Origin of the sequence: Pseudarthrobacter sp. efr-133-R2A-89 (assembly GCF_030209315.1) — a bacterium.
Taxonomy (GTDB): domain Bacteria; phylum Actinomycetota; class Actinomycetes; order Actinomycetales; family Micrococcaceae; genus Arthrobacter.
This window is the reverse complement of the sequence record NZ_JARVSE010000004.1, coordinates 156464-172725: the sequence shown is the minus strand read 5'-3', so window position 1 is coordinate 172725 and position 16262 is coordinate 156464. Positions and strand designations below refer to the sequence as shown.

Below are 16262 nucleotides of genomic sequence, written 5' to 3'. Positions count from 1 at the left end.
GAACGGCACCAGCGCAAGTGAACCGTCAATTTTACCCGGCAGGCCGTACGGAGCCGAATCCGGCGCGTCATGCGGGAGCCGCTAGTCCCGGCCTGCGGGGCGCTTCTTTTGCGGATACGGCGTCTCGCCCCGTGCCAGCATCTCCACGAACCCGGCGATCCGGCGTTCCCGGGTGGCTGCCTGCTTGGCGGTGTTGGTCCGGAACACCAGGGCGAACAGGTTGGTCTTGGTCAGGACATCGAACATCTCCTGTGCTGCCGGGTTCGCGGCGATCGCTGCCGCAAGGTCCGGGGGCACCTCCACATCGGCCTGGCCGCCGTAGGCTGCCTCCCAGCGGCCGTCCGCCTTGGCCGCGGCAACTGCCGCCCTGCCGGCGTCGGTCATTTTGCCCGCTTCCTCCAGCCGGGCGATATGTCCCACGTTCCGGGCGGACCAAATGCTCCTGGGGCGCCGGGGTGTCATCCGCTGGAACAGGCTTTCATCATCGCGGCGCCGGAGCTGCCCATCGATCCAGCCAAAGCACAGGGCCTCATCCAGGGCCGCCGGATAGTCAAGGCCGGTCACCGTGCCGCCCTTCTTGTGCAGCACCAGCCAGACGCCGGGGCTGGTGCTGTGGTTCGCTTCCAGCCAGGCGCGCCAGGCGGCGGCGTCGGGCACCAGCAGTTCCTCGAGGTCATCAGCCATGGCCCCATTCTGCCGGGAAAATGCCCTGCCACAAGCCCCCTGCGCACCGGCCGGCCACGTGGCATCATGGCCATACAGCCGCACGCCATCCAGCCCCAAGGACAACGCCATGCTCCGAGTCCGCCCCGTCCATTTCACGTCCCGCACCGAGTCCTGGACGCAGCTCCTAACCGTCCTGGGCATGGTGAGGACGGAGGACGACGACGGCTGGCAAGTTTTCGATTCCGCGTCGGGCCGCCTGGCGCTGCACCCGGCCGGGGCCGGTTCGGACCGCGACGGCCGCACCCTCTTTGCGGTGGAAGTAGGCGACGTCGCCGAATTCGCCCGCCGCACCAACGACTCGGCACAGGAAGAGGCAACCCTGCCGGCCGAACTGGTCACCGCCGACCACGGCGAAGCCTGCCGCATCAGCGCGCCGGACGGCTTCAGCTTCCTGGCCGACAAGGCCGTCCACGGCGCCCAGTGCGCCGACGCCGACCCCGCCCTGGCCGTCGTCGCCGTCTGGTACACCGCAGATCCGGAAGCCGCCGTCCGCACCATGCTGCATATCGGCGCCCGCCCCCGGCCCGTGCCCGACGACGACGAAACCGCCGACTTCACGGCCAAGAACGGCGGCGTCCTGCTGGTCCGGGCGGCGTCCGGGCCGTCCCGCTCCGGCCTGGGCTTCGAGTACGGCGGCCCGCTGGAACCGTTGCGGGAGCGCCTCGCTGGAGCCGGTTTCCCGGCCAGCGTCACCGAGGAGGCCTTCGGGAGCACCCTCCACGTGGCCAATCCGGACGCGGGCAGCCCCAACGCGCCCGCCACCGTCTGGATCTCGGAGCGCCGCCCCATGGGGTAGAACTTAACCATGAACGTGCGCACACCTGACCCGAATCCCGGCTGGCTCTCCGAAGAAGACCTCTTTGAGGCGCGCGGGCGGCTGCCCATGGTGTACGTGGAGGCAGTTCCGGTCAGGCTGGACCCGCTGGGCTACGTCAACGAGGTGGGAACGCTGCTGCAGGCCGATGCCGACGGGACCATGGTGCGCTCCCTGGTGTCCGGCCGGGTCATCTACCGCGAGACCATCCGCGCCGCACTGCTGCGGCACATGGAAAAGGACCTGGGCCCCCTCGCCTTCCCCCAGCTTCCCCTCAGCCCGGTGCCGTTCACGGTGGCCGAATACTTTCCGGCACCGTCCCAGACGGGGTTCACCGACGAGCGGCAACACGCCGTGTCGCTGGCGTACATCATCCCGGTCACGGGCGAGTGCGAACCCCGCCAGGACGCCCTGGAACTGACCTGGATGACCCCGGAGGAAGTGCTCAGCCCGGGCGTCCAGATGGAGTTTTCCGGCGGCCGCGGCGGCCTCATCCGGCAGGCACTGGCATTCGCAGGCGTGGGCTTCTGACATCCCCGCCGGGACGTGGGGGTCCCCGGTTTTAGGTGCCCTCCTTTGTAGACTGTAGGGCGGACCGCAAGAGAACTTAAGGACTCCCATGACCGAAACACCAGCCGCCAGGCACCACCGTGAACAGCAGGCTGGATCTCTGACCACCGGCACCCACATCCTCCTTCCGGACGGCCACCGCACCGCCGAAATCGACCAGGTGGAGCTTGAGCGGGACGACTACGGCTCCCCGGCCTTGGTGCTGGCGAGCCTTTCCGGCGGCGGAACGCTGAGGGTCGCCGTGGGCGCCACGGTCACCGTTGTGGATGGAGCGCACGACGACGTCACGCAGCTTCCGCTGCCGGCGGACCTTCCTGAGGCCGCGCCCTTGGCCGAGGCAGCGGCCGTGCCGGCCCAGCCGGCCGCCGGGACGGGCCCCCTTTCGGTGGCGCCCGCCGTCGTCCTTCCCCCGCTGCCGCCCGCGCCGCCCGCTGTGAACGGGCCCAGCGAGGAGGAGCTCGCGCTCATCCCGGCACCGGACGGCACGCCCGAATCCGTGGTGGAAGCCGCCGCGGAAGCGCACCCTGATGCGGAGGGTGTCCTGCTCCTGGCCGACCGGCTGTCCAAAGGCGTCAACTTCAAGTCCGGCAGCTGCCTGAAGGACCTCAGCGACCTCGCGCACGAACTGTTCGTCACGCTCAAGGACGCAGACGCCGCGCTGTCCGTCGCGGACCTCCTCACCGTGCTGCCCTACGACGGCAACCCGGGCCGGTGGACTTCCGTGGAAGCGTCCCTGGCACTGGCCAGCTACATCTGCCGGCAGGACGGCCAGGACAAACGAGCCGAGGTTTACGAGAAACTGATCCGTACCCCTGAAAACCAGGAAACGGATCCGTTCAAGGCGCGCATGGCCGCCAAGGTTCGGCAGCGTTCACTCAACGAGCCCAACCTGTACGACAAGGAAATCTTCCGCTCGATCGACAACTCCAACCACGACGCAGAACGCGAATGGCGGCTCCTCCGGCTGGAGTCCCTGCTGTTCCTGCGAGCCCACGGCGGCTCGGAAACCATCGGCATGACCGAACTTGAACGGCGCATCAGCAACGAGCTCGAGGCAGTCCGCGCCTGAGCCCGGCGGTGCCCCTCCGGCGGTAAAAATTCCCCCTACCCGGGGCGTAGCCGGAGTTGTACATTCGGGGCTATGACGAACAATCTCAGCGTAGTGATCAACGCCGACGCGCCGCAGGTCTGGACCATGCTGCGTGAACCGTCCAAGGTGGCCCAGTGGCACGGCTGGCAGGCCGAGGACCTGGAGTCCGAGATCAAGCAGATCTACTTCTCCGGCGACGAACAGGAATCCGCGGACCACACCAGCCTGACGGTGCACGGCGGGGACACGTTCGAACTCCACCCGGTGCCGGAAGGTACCAGGGTCAGCGTCACGCGCGGGGCGCTGGACCACGATTCCGAGTGGGCGGCCTGGGACGAGGACATCACCCAGGGGTGGCTGACGTTCCTGCAGCAGCTCCGCTTCGCCCTGGAACGCCATCCGCACGGCAAGCGGCACACCCTGTTCCTGCATCTGACGGACGGGAAGGGTTCGGCCATCGAAAAACTCGGGCTGAAGGACCTCCCGGCCCCGGGCGAGCCGTACCAGGTCACCTTGGATACCGGGGAGGAAATCAGCGGGAAGGTCTGGTACCGGACCAGCCACCAGGTGGGCCTCACCGTGCACGGTTACGCCGAACACGGCGAAGGGCTGCTGGTGGTTGCGGACCACCCTGCCATCAAGGACATCCGTGCGGAGGGTGACGGTTCGCTGGTGGTGGTTTCCACCTACGACCTTGGCGCCGGAGCCTTCGACGCCGTGCGTTCCGCCTGGGATTCGTGGCGGGAGGCCAACTACCCCGGGACGGACCCAGCCAGCTGACGCTCCGCCGCCGGCCTGCCCGGGCCCGGTTGCCGGCGTCGTGAGGTTTGCTGGCAGACTGGTGTGGTGCCTGCCAACCCTGCCTTCGCCCTGCCTGAAACCCAATCGCAATTCTCCTTCACCGTGGGCACGCGGCTGGCGGACTCCTGCCCGCCGTCGGCGGCCCAAGAGGAGGAAAACGGCGGGAAGTTCCTGGGCCGCACCGGCACCATCACCACCCCGCACGGCGAGATCCAGACGCCGGCGTTCATCGCCGTCGGCACCAAGGCAACGGTCAAGGCGGTACTGCCGGAATCGATGGCGGACCTGGGCGCGCAGGCCCTGCTGGCCAACGCCTACCACCTGTACCTTCAGCCCGGCCCGGACATCCTGGACGAGGCCGGCGGCCTGGGCGCCTTCATGAACTGGTCCGGTCCCACGTTCACGGACTCCGGCGGTTTCCAGGTGATGAGCCTGGGGTCCGGGTTCAAGAAGGTCATCGACATGAAGTCCGTGGATACTTCCGGGCCTGATGATGCCGTGGCCCCCGGCAAGGAGCGCCTGGCGCACATCGACGACGACGGCGTCTGGTTCAAGTCCCACCTGAATGGCGACCGCCACCGGTTCTCCCCCGAGATCTCCATGCAGGTCCAGCACCAGATCGGCGCGGACATCATGTTCGCGTTCGACGAGCTCACCACCTTGCAGAACTCCCGCCGCTACCAGGAAGAGTCCCTGGAGCGCACCCGGCTGTGGGCGGTGCGGTGCATCGAGGAGCACTTCCGCCTGACGGAGGACCGCGCGGGCAAGCCGTACCAGGCCCTGTTCGGCGTGATCCAGGGGGCACAGTACGAGGACCTGCGCCGAAAGGCGTGCCGGGACCTCGGGGCCATGCCGTTCGACGGCTTCGGCATCGGCGGTGCGCTGGAGAAGGAAAACCTGGGCACGATCGTGCGCTGGTGCAACGAGGAACTGCCGGAGGACAAGCCGCGCCACCTGCTGGGGATCTCCGAGCCCGACGACATCTTTACTGCCATCGAAAACGGCGCCGACACGTTCGACTGCGTCTCCCCCACCCGCGTGGCCCGGAACTCCGCCTTCTACACGCCCTACGGCCGGTTCAACCTTTCCGGCGCCAAATACAAGCGCGATTTCGGGCCCTTGCAGGAAGGCTGCGACTGCTACGCGTGTGCCAACTACTCCCGGGCATACATCCACCACCTGTTCAAGGCCAAGGAAATGGTGTCCGCCACCCTCATCTCCATCCACAACGAGCGGTTCGTGGTGAAGATGGTGGACGATGCGCGGCTGGCCATCGAGTCCGGCACGTTCTTCGACTTCAAGGCGGAAACCCTGAGCCGGTACTACTCCTGAGCGTTGCTCCCGGCAGCCTCCGCTATCCTGACCAGATGCTCATTGAGATCCAGGCCGCAGCAGGCCCTGCCGAAGCCCTTGTCGTCCGTCCGTCCAGCGGAACCGGCCCGTTCCCCGGCGTGATCCTCTACATGGACGCCTTTGGCCTGCGCCCCCGCATCGAGGAGATGGCCCAGCGCATCGCGGACTGGGGCTACGTGGTGCTTGCGCCCAACGTCTTCTACCGTGACGGAACCGTGGAGCAGCTGGCCCCGGCCGTTGACATGTCCACCCAGGGGGGCCGGGAGGCGGCCGGCAAGGCGGCGTTCCCGCGGGTCGGCCACCTGACGTCGGACAAGGCGCTGCCGGACATCGATGCGTGGGTTGCCGCGCTGGCCGGACTCGACGGCGTTGCCCCCGGCCCCATCGGAACCACCGGCTACTGCATGGGCGCCCGACTTGCCGTCCGGACCGCCACTGCGCACCCCGAGGTAGTGGCAGCCTGCGGTGGCTTCCACGGCGGCGGCCTGGCCACGGACGAGCCGGACAGCCCGCACCGTGGGCTGGGGAACGCACGGGCCCGCTTCGTGTTCGGCCACGCCGACAACGACAGGAGCATGGCCCCGGACGCCGTGGCCCGCTTGGGCGACGCGCTGCGGGACGCGGGCTTGGAGGCGTCCAATGTCGTCTACGAAGGGGCGCCCCACGGGTACTCCATGGCGGACACGTCCGCGTTCCACCCCGAGGCCACGGAACGCCATTTCCGTGAGCTGCGTGCCCTCTTGGACGGAACGCTGAGGGCCTGACCCGGCCGGCCGCCGTCGAACTCGCCGGAAAGCTGCCGGATCGCCGGAGCGTTGCGGCGAGCCGGACGGGTTCCGGCGAGCCGGGGCATCAGGACGGCATGGGCAGGTTTTCCACATGACGACGGCGGCGCCTTCCTCAGTTGCCGCCGCTGGGGGATCCTGTCGGGATGACACCCCAGCCGCCAGTCCGCCTTCCCTCCCTTCCGAGCACCGGCAACCTGTGGCGCACGGGGCAGCTGCACGAGAACGGCCTCAATTCCCGGACAATCAAGGCATTGGTCCTCCACGGGAAGCTGGTCCGCCTGCGCCACGGCTGCTATATCCGCGCTGAGCTGTGGGAGAAGCAGACAAGTCACGTCCGCAGCATGCAGTTGATTGGCGCCCATGCGCACGGGACGCTGACCACCTCATCGGGCGGCTATGTATACAGCCATACTTCTGCGGCCCGGCTGCACGGTCTGCACCTGTGGGCAGTCGATGACACGATCCACCTGCTGCTGCCGGGGAACCCTTCCAGCGAGCGGCTCGGCAAGGATGTCCGGGGCCATACCCGGCCGTGGACAGCGTCGGAGGTGGTAACCCTCGGCGGCCTCAGGGCGACCTCGCTGGAGCGGACGGCAGTGGATTGCGCCATGATGCTGGGTTACCGGCAGGCACTGGTGCTGACCGATCATGCCCTCCGGCTTGGGGCCGACAAAACCCTCCTCGAAAGCATGGCTGATGGCCTGGAGGGGCGCCGCGGGATCCGGACCCTCCGGCGCGCCCTTACCCACGCAGACCCACGTTCGGAGTCGGCCGGTGAAACACTGACCCGCGAACTCCTGGCGCGGCTGAAACTACCCCTGCCGGAACCCCAGGTGTTGGTGGCAACACGTGCCGGCCAGTACCGGCTGGATTTCGCATGGAAGGATAAAAAGGTGGCACTCGAATTCGACGGAAAAGCGAAGTACTTCGACTACCGGCCAACGGCTGAGGTGCTGCTTCAGGAGCGGCAGCGCGAGAAGGCCCTCACCGAGAATGGCTGGACCTTCCTTCGCCTGACCTGGGCCGACCTCTTCCGTGAACATGAGTTCAAAGCGCGTGTCCTGGCCGCACTTGGGCGGTAGCCAAACCGCCGGTGGAGCGCCAAATCGCCGGAACGGGACCAGGTCGCCGGTTCTTTCCGGCGACCTGGCATCTTTCCGGCGATTTGGGGTGGTGCTGTCGACAGGGCCCGGCGCAGCGCTGACAGCCTCTGAGCCGCTGGATCCCTGACCATACGACGTCCCGATGCCCTGTACGTCACCACATGGAAAGCGCCCGACGCCGGGTGGCAGGATGGGGGCATGACTTCCGTTTCCACTGATGCAACGCTGTCCGCCGCCGGTCCCGCCGTCGTCCTCACCATCGCAGGTTCCGAGGCAACCGGCGGTGCCGGCGCCCAGGCCGACCTGAAAACATTCCAGGAGCTGGGCGTCTTCGGCATCGCGAACCTGACCTGCATCGTCTCCTTCGACCCGAAGGACAGCTGGAACCACCGCTTCGTGCCGGTGGACCAGCAGGTGATCGCTGACCAGCTGGAGGCGACGACGGCGGCGTATGGTCCGGCGTCCGGCGCACCGTCCGCGCTGGACACGGTGAAGATCGGCATGCTGGGCAGCCCGGCAACGATCAGCACGGTGGCCTCCGCGCTGCAGGAAAACAGCTTCGCCAACGTGGTCCTGGATCCGGTGCTGATCTGCAAAGGCCAGGAACCGGGCCACGCGCTGGACACGGACCAGGCCCTGAAAGCCCAGATCCTGCCGCTGGCAACCTTCGTGACGCCGAACCACTTCGAGGCGGAGTCCCTGTCCGGGCTGGAGATCACCGACATCGAGTCCCTGAAGGCCGCCGCCGTCCGCATCCACGAACTCAGCGGTGCGGCGGTCCTGGCCAAGGGCGGGGTGCGGCTGGAAGGCCCGGACGCCGTCGACGTCTTCTACGACGGTGAGACCCTGGAAGTCCTCACGGCCCCGAAGGTGGGCGAGGTTGCCGTCTCCGGTGCCGGCTGCTCGCTCGCCGCGGCCGTGACCGCGGAACTGGCCAAGGGTGCCAGCCCGCTGGAGGCTGCCCGGACCGCCAAGGACTTCGTCACCGCAGGGATCCGGAACCGCGTAGCCTCGGGCGCCCCTTTCGATGCGCTCTGGCAGGGCGGCGCACGGTAGATCCGGCCTGCCTGCACCGGGTTCGCCGGAAACCCTCGAGATCGCCGGGATTTTCCGGCGAACCGGTCAGTTTCCGGCGAACCCGGCAGTTTCCGGCGAACTCGAAGTGTTCCTAGCGCCGCGGGATGTTGCGCAGGTTGCTGCGGGCCATGCTCACGGCTTCGCCGGCACCGCGGTTCAGCACCACCTTGGACATGGCGGTGGCGAACCCCAGCACCTGTGACCCGGAGATCTTGGGCGGTATGGAGAGTGCCTTGGGATCGGTGATCAGCTCCACCAGGGTGGGGCCGGGTTGCGCGAAGGCCTCCCTGTATGCTGCCTCGATCTGTGCCGGATCGGTCACGCGCACAGCGTGGAAGCCCAGGGCCTGCGCCACTGCGGCGTAGTTGGCGTCCGGCACGTCCACGCCGAAGTCGGGCAGCCCGTCCACCAGCATCTCGAGCTTGACCATGCCCAGAGTGGAGTTGTTGAAGACCACCACGTTGACCGGCAGTTTGTAGGCAGCGAGCGTGATGAGTTCCCCCAGCAGCATGGACAGCCCGCCGTCGCCCGAAACCGAGATGACCTGGCGGCCCGGGTTTGCCAGTTGCGCGCCGATGGCATGCGGCAGGGCGTTGGCCATGGAACCGTGCAGGAAGGACCCGATCAGCCGCCGGGTGCCCAGCGGGTTGATGTAGCGGGCGGTCCAGACGTTGCACATGCCCGTGTCCGCGGTGAAGATGGCGTTCTCTGCCGCCACCTGGTCCAGCAGCGAGGCCGCGTACTCCGGGTGGATGGGCTGCTTTTTCTCCACCTTGCGGGTGTAGGCGCCAACGGCCTTGTTCATCAGCCTGTCGTGCTTCTTGAGCATCTGGTCCAGGAAGCGGCGGCTCTTCTTGGCCTTCACCAGCGGCAGCAGGGCCCGCAGGGTGGGGAGGACGTCGCCGTGGACGGCAATGTCGACGTCGGTCCGCCGGCCCAGCCGCTGCGCCGCCCGGTCCACCTGCGCGGTCCTGGTGTCGGGCAGGAACTGGTCGTACGGGAAGTCCGTGCCGAGGAGGATCAACAGGTCGGCGTCTTCGATTCCCTCGGCGGCGGCGCCGTAGCCGAGCAGGCCGGTCATGCCGATGTCGAAGGGGTTGTCGTACTGGACGAAGTCCTTGCCACGGAGCGAGTGGCCCACCGGCGCCTTGGCCAGCTCAGCGAGCGCCATCAGCTCTGCGTGCGCCCCCTCCACACCGGCGCCGGCGAAAATGGCCACCTTGCCGGCGTCGTTGATGGCGTCCGCGAGCGCCTGGACGCTGGCCGGATCCGGGACAAGGCTGGCGGGACGGAAGGCGGCCGGCAGCGGGGTGGGTGCCGTTGCCTCGAGTCCGGCAATGTCGCCGGGAAGGGTCACAACGGCGACTCCCCCGAGGCCGACGGCGTGCTGGATGGCGCTGTGCATGACCCGTGGCGCCTGCTCGGCGGTGCTGACCAGTTCGGAGTACACCGAACATTCGTTGAAGAGCCGGTCCGGGTGGGTTTCCTGGAAGAAGCTGCTGCCGATCTGCTTGCTGGGGATGTGGGAGGCGATGGCCAGCACGGGCGCGCCGGAGCGGTTGGCGTCGTACAGGCCGTTTATGAGGTGAAGGTTGCCGGGGCCGCAGGAGCCGGCGCAAACAGCGAGCTTCCCGGTGAGCTGCGCTTCGGCGGCTGCGGCAAAGGCGGCGGCTTCCTCATGGCGGACGTGGATCCAGTCGATGCCGCCCTTGGCCGCGCCGCCTGTTTGGCGGACGGCGTCCACGATCGGGTTGAGGCTGTCACCCACAATCCCGTAGATCCGCTGCACGCCGGCAGCCTGGAGTTGTTCGATGAGCTGGGTGGCAAGTTCCTTGGCCATGGGTGCAGACTCCCGCGTTTGTGGTGCTGTGCTGACATGGCCCAATATAGTCCGCCCGCGCCCGGCGGACCGCCCGTCGCCAGCGGCCGCGGTAGTGCAGCTAGCCGGGCGCGTTTGCCAGCGCTGCCTGCGCCTCCGTGAGGAGCGCGCCGGCGAGCAGGCTGGCGGTCCGCACAATGAACGCACGACGCCGGGCGGTGCGGTCAGGGCTGCTGCCCGCCAGGAGGGTGTCGATCTGGGGCAGGACGGGCCAGCCGTCGCAGAGGGTGATGACGGTGATGAGGAGGTCCGCGGCGTCCGTGCGGTCGATCCCGGGCAGGACGTCAAGCACCTGGCCCACCTTGATGGCGCAGTGGTCGGACCGGGTGGCGCGGCTGACGGTTTCCTTGCCGCGTTCAAGGCCTTCCCAGAACAGGAGCCGCGGCAGGACGCCGTCGGTGGTGTGCCGGTCAAAGAGGCGGCCGGCGTATTCCCCGAACGCTTCCGGCCCGCTGCCGGTAATGGGTACCTCGGTCATGACACGGACCATTTCGGCGGCCAGGACGGCGTCGAAGAGCTCGTCCTTCTTGCCGAAGTACTGGTAGATGCGCTCCTTGTTCACGCCCGCGGCAGCTGCGATCCGGTCCACCCGCGCTCCCGCGAGGCCCTTGGCACTGAACTCCTCCGTGGCAGCAGCCAGCAACAGTTCCTTGGTCCGCTCCGTGTTCCACGCCATGACACAAGTCTACGCAATTCCAACCAGGTAGTTGCAATTGTTGCGGGCCGCGGTTTATTGTCGTTGCAAGCAAAAAGCAACCAACTAGTTGGAGTTCTCATGGACACGGTGACCCAGCCCGCCTCCCCCGCTATCGCCCATCCGGGCGCCCCCACGCCACCGGAGCCCGCGGCGCTGCCCATTCCGCCGTCCATCCACGTCCGCGCCGCCATCACCTGGCTGGCCATCTTCCCCCTGGTGGCCATCGGAATGATGGCTTCCGCTCCGTTGATGGAAACCTGGCATCCCATCTTCCGGGCGATGGCCCTGACCATGGTGGTGGTGCCGACTGCGGTGTACGTGGTACTGCCCCGCCTGTTCGCCGCCCACGGCTTCCTGGCGCGGCGGCGGACTACCCGGCACTAAGGACCCCCAGCGCATAAAGGAGGCGTACGACGGCGGCCTGGCAGCCGTCGTCGTACGCCTCGTTTGGAACCAGGCACCTTGGTGCCTCCCAGACTAGACGCCGAGCGGATCCTTGTCCTTGCCGCCGCCCCGCGGCGTTTGTTCCCAAGCGTGGCCCTGTTCGTCATCGAGGTGGGTGGCCTTTTTGTTCTTCAGGGCGAAGATGTAGACCAGCAGCGAGATGCCGATGGCCACGGTGACGTACGTGAAGAGGAGCTCAACCTGCCCGGCCTTCTGCAGCGCGGCGCCGATCAGCGGCACCGTCCCGCCGAAGAGGGAGTTCGCAATCGCGTAGCCCAGGCCGACGCCGAGGGCGCGGATGGACGCCGGGAACAGTTCGGCCTTCACCAGGGCGTTGATGGAGGTATAGCCGCCCACGATCAGCAGGCCGCCCATCATCAGCATGAAGGCCACGAAGGGATCCTTCGTCCCGGCGAGCGCGGACATCAGCGGCCAGGTAAACAGCACGCCGGTGATGCCGAACCAGAGCAGCAGGGGTTTGCGGCCCACCTTGTCCGAAATGATGCCGTAGACGGGCTGGAGGAGCATGAAGATGAACAGCGCCCAGAAGTTGATGACCGAGGTCGTTTCCTTGGCGATGCCGCTGGTGGTGTTCATGAAGCTGAGGATGAAGTTGGTGTAGGTGTAGAACGCCACCGTGCCGCCCAGGGTGACGCCGATGCAGATCAGCAGCGCCTTCCAGTGCTTGGTGAAGAGCAGCTTGAGCGTTCCGGGCTGGGCTTCCCCGGATGCCTTGGCGTTTGCGGCCGCCTCGACCTGGCTGGCGGAGACGGTTTCCTCCATGGAACGCCGCAGCCACAGCACTACCAGTGCGGCCACGCCGCCGATGGCGAACGGGATGCGCCAGCCCCATCCGGCCAGGGCCTCCTTGTCCAGGACGTTCTGCAGGACCACCAGCACCAGCAGTGCCAGCATCTGGCCGCCGATCAGCGTGACGTACTGGAAGCTGGAGAAGAATCCGCGGCGTTTGGCGGTGGCCGCCTCCGACATGTAGGTGGCGCTGGTGCCGTATTCGCCGCCCACCGAAAAGCCCTGGACCAGGCGCGCCAGCACCAGCAGAACCAGCGCCCAGACGCCGATCACGTCCTTGGTGGGCAGGATGGCGATGAAGAATGAGCCCGCGGACATCATGGTCACGCTCAGCGTCAGGGCCGCCTTCCTGCCTTTGCGGTCGGCGAACCTGCCGAAGAACCAGCTGCCGATGGGCCGCATCAGGAACGTGACGGCAAAGACCGCCATGCCTTCCAGTGCGCCCTGCAGCGGATCCTTGGAGTTGAAGAAGTGTGGCTGGAAGTACGCCAGGAACGCCGTGTAGATGTAGACGTCGTACCATTCCACGAGGTTGCCCGCGGAGCCCTTCAGGATGTTGCCCACCGCCCGGCGGGTCTGGGCTGCCTCCGACTGGGGCGCGGCTTGTTGGGTGCTCATCGGTGAGTTCCTCCTGGTAGTAACCTCGGCCTCCTGCGGCGGAGGGCCTCATCCACGGTATGGGTGATCCACCGCACAACCAACGGGGAACGCACTTTCCTAACACTTCCTTAGGTTTCGCCGGCGGCCCGCTTTCCCTCCTGCCGGACCTCCCGCCGTCGGGCAAATTGCGCTGCCACGCGGTAGTCTCACGGGGGGGCGGGAATGAACCGGCAACTGGACCTGGAACCACTGGAAACGCGGCAAGGAAGATGGCCATGGACGTGCTGATCGTCGAGGACGACGACGCCATGGCCGGTGCGCTCACGGCCGCCGTCGAAAGTGCCGGGCACCACCCGCGACGGTTGTCCCGGGGCGCTGACGCGCTGCTCTCCCACCGGAATTTCCAGGTGATCCTGCTGGACCTGGGGCTTCCGGACATGGACGGCCTGGAGGTGCTGCGCAAGCTCCGCCAGGTCACCGACGTGCCCATCCTGATTTTGACCGCGCGCGACGACGAACGCAGCGTGGTGCTCGGGCTCCGCTCAGGCGCGGACGACTACCTGGTCAAACCGGTGAAGCTCGTGGAACTGCTGGCCCGGATAGAGGCTGTAACGCGCCGGGCCGGGCGCAGCAGGGGGAAGCCGCCGGAGGTGATCGTGCTGGACGACGTGGAGATCGACCTGGCCAAGCGCACCGCGTCCAAGGCCGGCGAACCGGTTCCGCTGACTGCCACGGAGTTCGAACTCCTCGCGTTGCTGGCCCGCCACGCAGGCTCGGTGGTCACCAGGGAACAGATCCTGGACGCCCTCTGGGGTGACGCCTTCCTGGCCTCGTCCCGGTCCCTGGATGTGCATCTCACGGGGCTGCGGGCAAAACTCCGCAAGCCGGGATTCATCATCAATGTCCGCGGCGTGGGCTATCGCGTGGAAGCGGCTGCCGGATGAGGCTGCGGGTGCTCGGGGTCCTCAGCGTGCTGTGCCTGGTGGTGGTCTTCCTGATCTCGGGCACCATCCTGACCTCCGCTTCCCGCGAGCTGACCCAGGAACTGCAGATCAATCGGGCGGCCTCCTTGAACCGGCTGGCACAAGTGGCCTTTGACGCCGCGAACGACGGCGACACCGTGCGCCTGCAGCGGGAAATGGATACCTATTCCGGGCTGTATGGCGAAGGGATTGTGGTCCGCGTCCAGCAGGCCATACTGCGTTCGGGGGACCTGGACGCGGGCCGGCCCGACGTGCAGGACGCACTGGCGATGGCCCGGCTGAACGTGAGCAACACGTCCCTGGAACCGCTGGAACCCTTCGGCGCGGGGTCGCACGTCATTTTCCGGCCGTTCGGCAGCGCCAGCCAGGTGCTCGGTGCCGTGGTCCTGGACGTCCACGCGGAGACGGCCCGGCAGAAGCTCCAGCAGCGCTGGCTCGGTGTGGGCGTTGCGGCCCTGGCGCTGGCAGCAGTGCTCCTGCTGGGGGCGGCCAGGGTCACCGGCTGGGTGCTGCGGCCCGTCCTCCGGCTTGATTCGGCGGTGCATGAGCTGGAACGGACCGGGCGAACCGAGCGGCTTCCGGAGGAAGGTCCCCCGGAACTGCGGGAACTGAGCCGGTCGTTCACGGCTATGGCCAGGACCGTGAGCGCCAGCATGGAAGCGCAACGGCAGCTGATTGCGGACACGTCCCACCAGCTGCGCAACCCAGTGGGCGCACTCCGGCTGCGGCTGGACCTGCTCCAGCTTGAGCTGAAATCCGCCCGCGAACACGACGCAGCGGAACGGGCAGTGGCGGAGCTTGAGCGGGTGGAGGACATCCTTGACGGGGTTTTGAAACTTGCCGCCGCGGAACACAGGGCTTCCGAGGGGTCCCTGCGGGCATCTGTCCCTCCCGCAGACCACGCCGCCGCCCCGCCCATCGACCCCTTTCCCGTCTTACAGGACGAAATCGAACGGGTGGCACCCCTGGCGGACCAGGCCGGGTGCCGACTGGTGCTCGTGCCGGCGCCCCATCCGGCGGCCCTGATTGCGTGCCGGGCCGCCGAGCTGGCCCAGATGCTGGACGAACTTCTCGGCAACGCCTTCAAGTACGCGCCCGGGGCCACCGTCACCGCCGCCGTGCGGACGGAAACGGGCGCGGTTGTGGTGGAAATTTCCGACGACGGCCCGGGGCTGTCGGCGTCCGAGCGCGCCTCGGCGGCCACCAGATTTTGGCGGTCCCCGCGGCACTCCTCGGTTCCGGGGACCGGGCTGGGCATGACCATTGTGGGTGAGCTTGCCGCAGCGAACGGCGGCCGGCTGGTGCTGGCCGAGGCTTCCCCGCACGGGTTGTCGGCCCGGATCGAGTTCAACTCCTACTCAAATGCCGCCCCTGATGCGATGCCCGACGGTGGTACCCGTGCCTAGCGTTTCCATCCCCGCACCGCACCCTTCCCGCCGCTCCGTCCTGACGTGGGCCACCGCCGTCGGACTTGCAACCGTGCTGCCGCCCGCGCTCAGTGCCTGCACCGGCGGGGACCGGCCGGAGAGCCTTATTGTGGCGGGCGGCGAACCGGGCGGCTTCTATCTCGAGTTCTCTACGCTCCTGGCGGCGGCCCTGGAGCGTCACGGCGTGGCCAGCCATGCACGCGCCGTAGCCACCGGCGGGAGCCTGGACAACATTGCGGAGCTCCGGGCCGGGCGCGCCGCGTTTGCCGTGGCCCTCGCGGACGCTGCCGGGGACCAGTCCAGCGGGAATGCGGCAGACATCGCCGCGATCGGCAAGGTCTACGAAAACTACGTCCACTGCGTGGTGCGCAAGGACAGCGGGATCCGGGATGTCTCCGGGCTTGCCGGGCGCCGGGTTGCCGTGGGACAGCCGGGGTCCGGCACCTCCCTGACCACCCCCAGGCTCCTCGAAGCGGCCGGCCTGGGTGCCTCGGCAACTGCCGCAGCGCCCGCAGCCGGGACCGCCGCCGTCGAAAATCTTGGCCTGAACGACGGTATTGCGGCCCTGAAAGCGGGGACCGTGGATGCGCTGTTCTGGTCCGGTGGCGTGCCCACCGCCGCCATCGCCACAGCCCAGCAGGACGTGGCGTTGGGGCTGCTGGACCTCTCCGGCCTGCTTCCGGAACTGCGTCGGCGGTACGGCGGCATGTACGACCGCGTCCTCATCCCCGAGGGCAGCTACCCCGGCATCCCGGCAGTGTGGACCGTGGGCGCGCCCAACCTGCTGCTGTGCCGCCGGGACCTGGACCACGCCACGGTGGAGCGGACGGTGCAACTGCTGGTGCACAACGCCGGCGAACTCATCCCACAATCCAGCCTGGGGGTGCAGTTCCTCAGCGCCGAAAGCCTCATCAATACCGCCGGCGTCCCCCTGCACCCCGCCGCGGCCGACGCCTACCGGACCCTCCACGGCTGACCCAACGCCCGCTCACCTCCGACAGGAAAACCCCAAACGCCCGCTCACCTCCGACAAGAAAACCCCAAACGCCCGCTCACCTCCGACAAGAAAACCCCAAACGCCCGCTCACTTCTTTGGCAAG

The 16262-nt window shown here is 67.8% G+C and carries 16 protein-coding genes; 12 read left to right on the top strand and 4 right to left on the bottom strand.

Annotation, left to right across the window (positions count from 1 at the left end):
• Positions 1 to 81 precede the first annotated feature (81 nt).
• A complete protein-coding gene (locus QRM95_RS08505) occupies positions 82 to 684 on the bottom strand; it encodes a YdeI/OmpD-associated family protein (RefSeq protein WP_285247355.1) in 603 nt (200 codons plus the stop codon).
• 109 nt (positions 685 to 793) lie between these two features.
• Here QRM95_RS08505 and QRM95_RS08500 point away from each other — a divergent pair, with 109 nt between their 5' ends.
• From QRM95_RS08500 to QRM95_RS08465, 8 genes are all read left to right on the top strand, one after another.
• Entirely contained in the window at positions 794 to 1522 is a 729-nt protein-coding gene (locus QRM95_RS08500; RefSeq protein ID WP_285247354.1) for a VOC family protein, read from the top strand.
• Between the two features lie 9 nt (positions 1523 to 1531).
• The gene (locus tag QRM95_RS08495; protein ID WP_018763774.1) at positions 1532 to 2071 is read left to right on the top strand and encodes an NUDIX hydrolase family protein; all 540 of its coding nucleotides are present in this window, start codon (positions 1532 to 1534) and stop codon (positions 2069 to 2071) included.
• 88 nt (positions 2072 to 2159) lie between these two features.
• Entirely contained in the window at positions 2160 to 3179 is a 1020-nt protein-coding gene (locus tag QRM95_RS08490; protein WP_285247353.1) for a DUF6707 family protein, read from the top strand.
• Positions 3180 to 3251: 72 nt separating this feature from the next.
• On the top strand, positions 3252 to 3980 hold the full coding sequence (locus tag QRM95_RS08485) for an SRPBCC family protein (protein ID WP_285247352.1): 729 nt from the start codon (positions 3252 to 3254) through the stop codon (positions 3978 to 3980).
• A gap of 66 nt (positions 3981 to 4046) precedes the next feature.
• Positions 4047 to 5333, top strand: coding sequence for a tRNA guanosine(34) transglycosylase Tgt (tgt, locus tag QRM95_RS08480; RefSeq protein ID WP_285247351.1), 1287 nt, complete (start codon positions 4047 to 4049; stop codon positions 5331 to 5333).
• A gap of 35 nt (positions 5334 to 5368) precedes the next feature.
• Positions 5369 to 6118, top strand: coding sequence for a dienelactone hydrolase family protein (locus QRM95_RS08475; RefSeq protein ID WP_285247350.1), 750 nt, complete (start codon positions 5369 to 5371; stop codon positions 6116 to 6118).
• A 167-nt stretch (positions 6119 to 6285) separates the two neighbouring features.
• Entirely contained in the window at positions 6286 to 7224 is a 939-nt protein-coding gene (locus tag QRM95_RS08470) for a hypothetical protein (protein ID WP_285247349.1), read from the top strand.
• Positions 7225 to 7443: 219 nt separating this feature from the next.
• A complete protein-coding gene (locus QRM95_RS08465; protein WP_285247348.1) occupies positions 7444 to 8301 on the top strand; it encodes a hydroxymethylpyrimidine/phosphomethylpyrimidine kinase in 858 nt (285 codons plus the stop codon).
• 112 nt (positions 8302 to 8413) lie between these two features.
• On the opposite strand, the gene QRM95_RS08460 is transcribed toward QRM95_RS08465, so the two are convergent.
• Both QRM95_RS08460 and QRM95_RS08455 read right to left on the bottom strand, forming a co-directional pair.
• Positions 8414 to 10162: a pyruvate dehydrogenase gene (locus tag QRM95_RS08460; protein WP_285247347.1), complete on the bottom strand. Its 1749-nt coding sequence runs from the start codon at positions 10160 to 10162 to the stop codon at positions 8414 to 8416.
• 100 nt (positions 10163 to 10262) lie between these two features.
• The gene (locus QRM95_RS08455) at positions 10263 to 10877 is read right to left on the bottom strand and encodes a TetR/AcrR family transcriptional regulator (protein ID WP_285247346.1); all 615 of its coding nucleotides are present in this window, start codon (positions 10875 to 10877) and stop codon (positions 10263 to 10265) included.
• A 99-nt stretch (positions 10878 to 10976) separates the two neighbouring features.
• Between QRM95_RS08455 and QRM95_RS08450 the strand changes: the two genes are divergently transcribed.
• Complete coding sequence (locus QRM95_RS08450; protein WP_285247345.1) at positions 10977 to 11282, top strand: hypothetical protein; 306 nt, start codon at positions 10977 to 10979, stop codon at positions 11280 to 11282.
• A gap of 93 nt (positions 11283 to 11375) precedes the next feature.
• On the opposite strand, the gene QRM95_RS08445 is transcribed toward QRM95_RS08450, so the two are convergent.
• Positions 11376 to 12770 (bottom strand): MFS transporter, encoded by a 1395-nt coding sequence (locus QRM95_RS08445; protein WP_285247344.1) that lies wholly within the window; start codon positions 12768 to 12770, stop codon positions 11376 to 11378.
• 257 nt (positions 12771 to 13027) lie between these two features.
• On the opposite strand from QRM95_RS08445, the gene QRM95_RS08440 reads away from it, so the two are divergent.
• The 3 genes from QRM95_RS08440 to QRM95_RS08430 are packed head-to-tail and all read left to right on the top strand — an operon-like array spanning position 13028 to position 16138.
• Complete coding sequence (locus QRM95_RS08440) at positions 13028 to 13696, top strand: response regulator transcription factor (protein ID WP_285247343.1); 669 nt, start codon at positions 13028 to 13030, stop codon at positions 13694 to 13696.
• The gene (locus QRM95_RS08435; protein ID WP_285247342.1) at positions 13693 to 15141 is read left to right on the top strand and encodes a sensor histidine kinase; all 1449 of its coding nucleotides are present in this window, start codon (positions 13693 to 13695) and stop codon (positions 15139 to 15141) included. The genes QRM95_RS08440 and QRM95_RS08435 overlap by 4 nt, the downstream gene beginning before the upstream one ends.
• The gene (locus QRM95_RS08430) at positions 15110 to 16138 is read left to right on the top strand and encodes a TAXI family TRAP transporter solute-binding subunit (protein ID WP_502934950.1); all 1029 of its coding nucleotides are present in this window, start codon (positions 15110 to 15112) and stop codon (positions 16136 to 16138) included. Before QRM95_RS08435 ends, QRM95_RS08430 begins: the two co-directional genes overlap by 32 nt.
• Positions 16139 to 16262: the final 124 nt, after the last annotated feature.

Coding starts and splice junctions, on each gene's coding strand:
- QRM95_RS08465 (WP_285247348.1), top strand. CDS start 7,444: ATGACTTCCGTTTCCACTGATGCAACGCTGTCCGCCGCCGGTCCCGCC.
- QRM95_RS08445 (WP_285247344.1), bottom strand. CDS start 12,770: ATGAGCACCCAACAAGCCGCGCCCCAGTCGGAGGCAGCCCAGACCCGC.
- QRM95_RS08440 (WP_285247343.1), top strand. CDS start 13,028: ATGGACGTGCTGATCGTCGAGGACGACGACGCCATGGCCGGTGCGCTC.
- QRM95_RS08460 (WP_285247347.1), bottom strand. CDS start 10,162: ATGGCCAAGGAACTTGCCACCCAGCTCATCGAACAACTCCAGGCTGCC.
- QRM95_RS08475 (WP_285247350.1), top strand. CDS start 5,369: ATGCTCATTGAGATCCAGGCCGCAGCAGGCCCTGCCGAAGCCCTTGTC.
- QRM95_RS08450 (WP_285247345.1), top strand. CDS start 10,977: ATGGACACGGTGACCCAGCCCGCCTCCCCCGCTATCGCCCATCCGGGC.
- QRM95_RS08430 (WP_502934950.1), top strand. CDS start 15,110: ATGCGATGCCCGACGGTGGTACCCGTGCCTAGCGTTTCCATCCCCGCA.
- QRM95_RS08485 (WP_285247352.1), top strand. CDS start 3,252: ATGACGAACAATCTCAGCGTAGTGATCAACGCCGACGCGCCGCAGGTC.
- QRM95_RS08455 (WP_285247346.1), bottom strand. CDS start 10,877: ATGGCGTGGAACACGGAGCGGACCAAGGAACTGTTGCTGGCTGCTGCC.
- QRM95_RS08495 (WP_018763774.1), top strand. CDS start 1,532: ATGAACGTGCGCACACCTGACCCGAATCCCGGCTGGCTCTCCGAAGAA.
- QRM95_RS08505 (WP_285247355.1), bottom strand. CDS start 684: ATGGCTGATGACCTCGAGGAACTGCTGGTGCCCGACGCCGCCGCCTGG.
- QRM95_RS08435 (WP_285247342.1), top strand. CDS start 13,693: ATGAGGCTGCGGGTGCTCGGGGTCCTCAGCGTGCTGTGCCTGGTGGTG.
- QRM95_RS08470 (WP_285247349.1), top strand. CDS start 6,286: ATGACACCCCAGCCGCCAGTCCGCCTTCCCTCCCTTCCGAGCACCGGC.
- QRM95_RS08500 (WP_285247354.1), top strand. CDS start 794: ATGCTCCGAGTCCGCCCCGTCCATTTCACGTCCCGCACCGAGTCCTGG.
- QRM95_RS08490 (WP_285247353.1), top strand. CDS start 2,160: ATGACCGAAACACCAGCCGCCAGGCACCACCGTGAACAGCAGGCTGGA.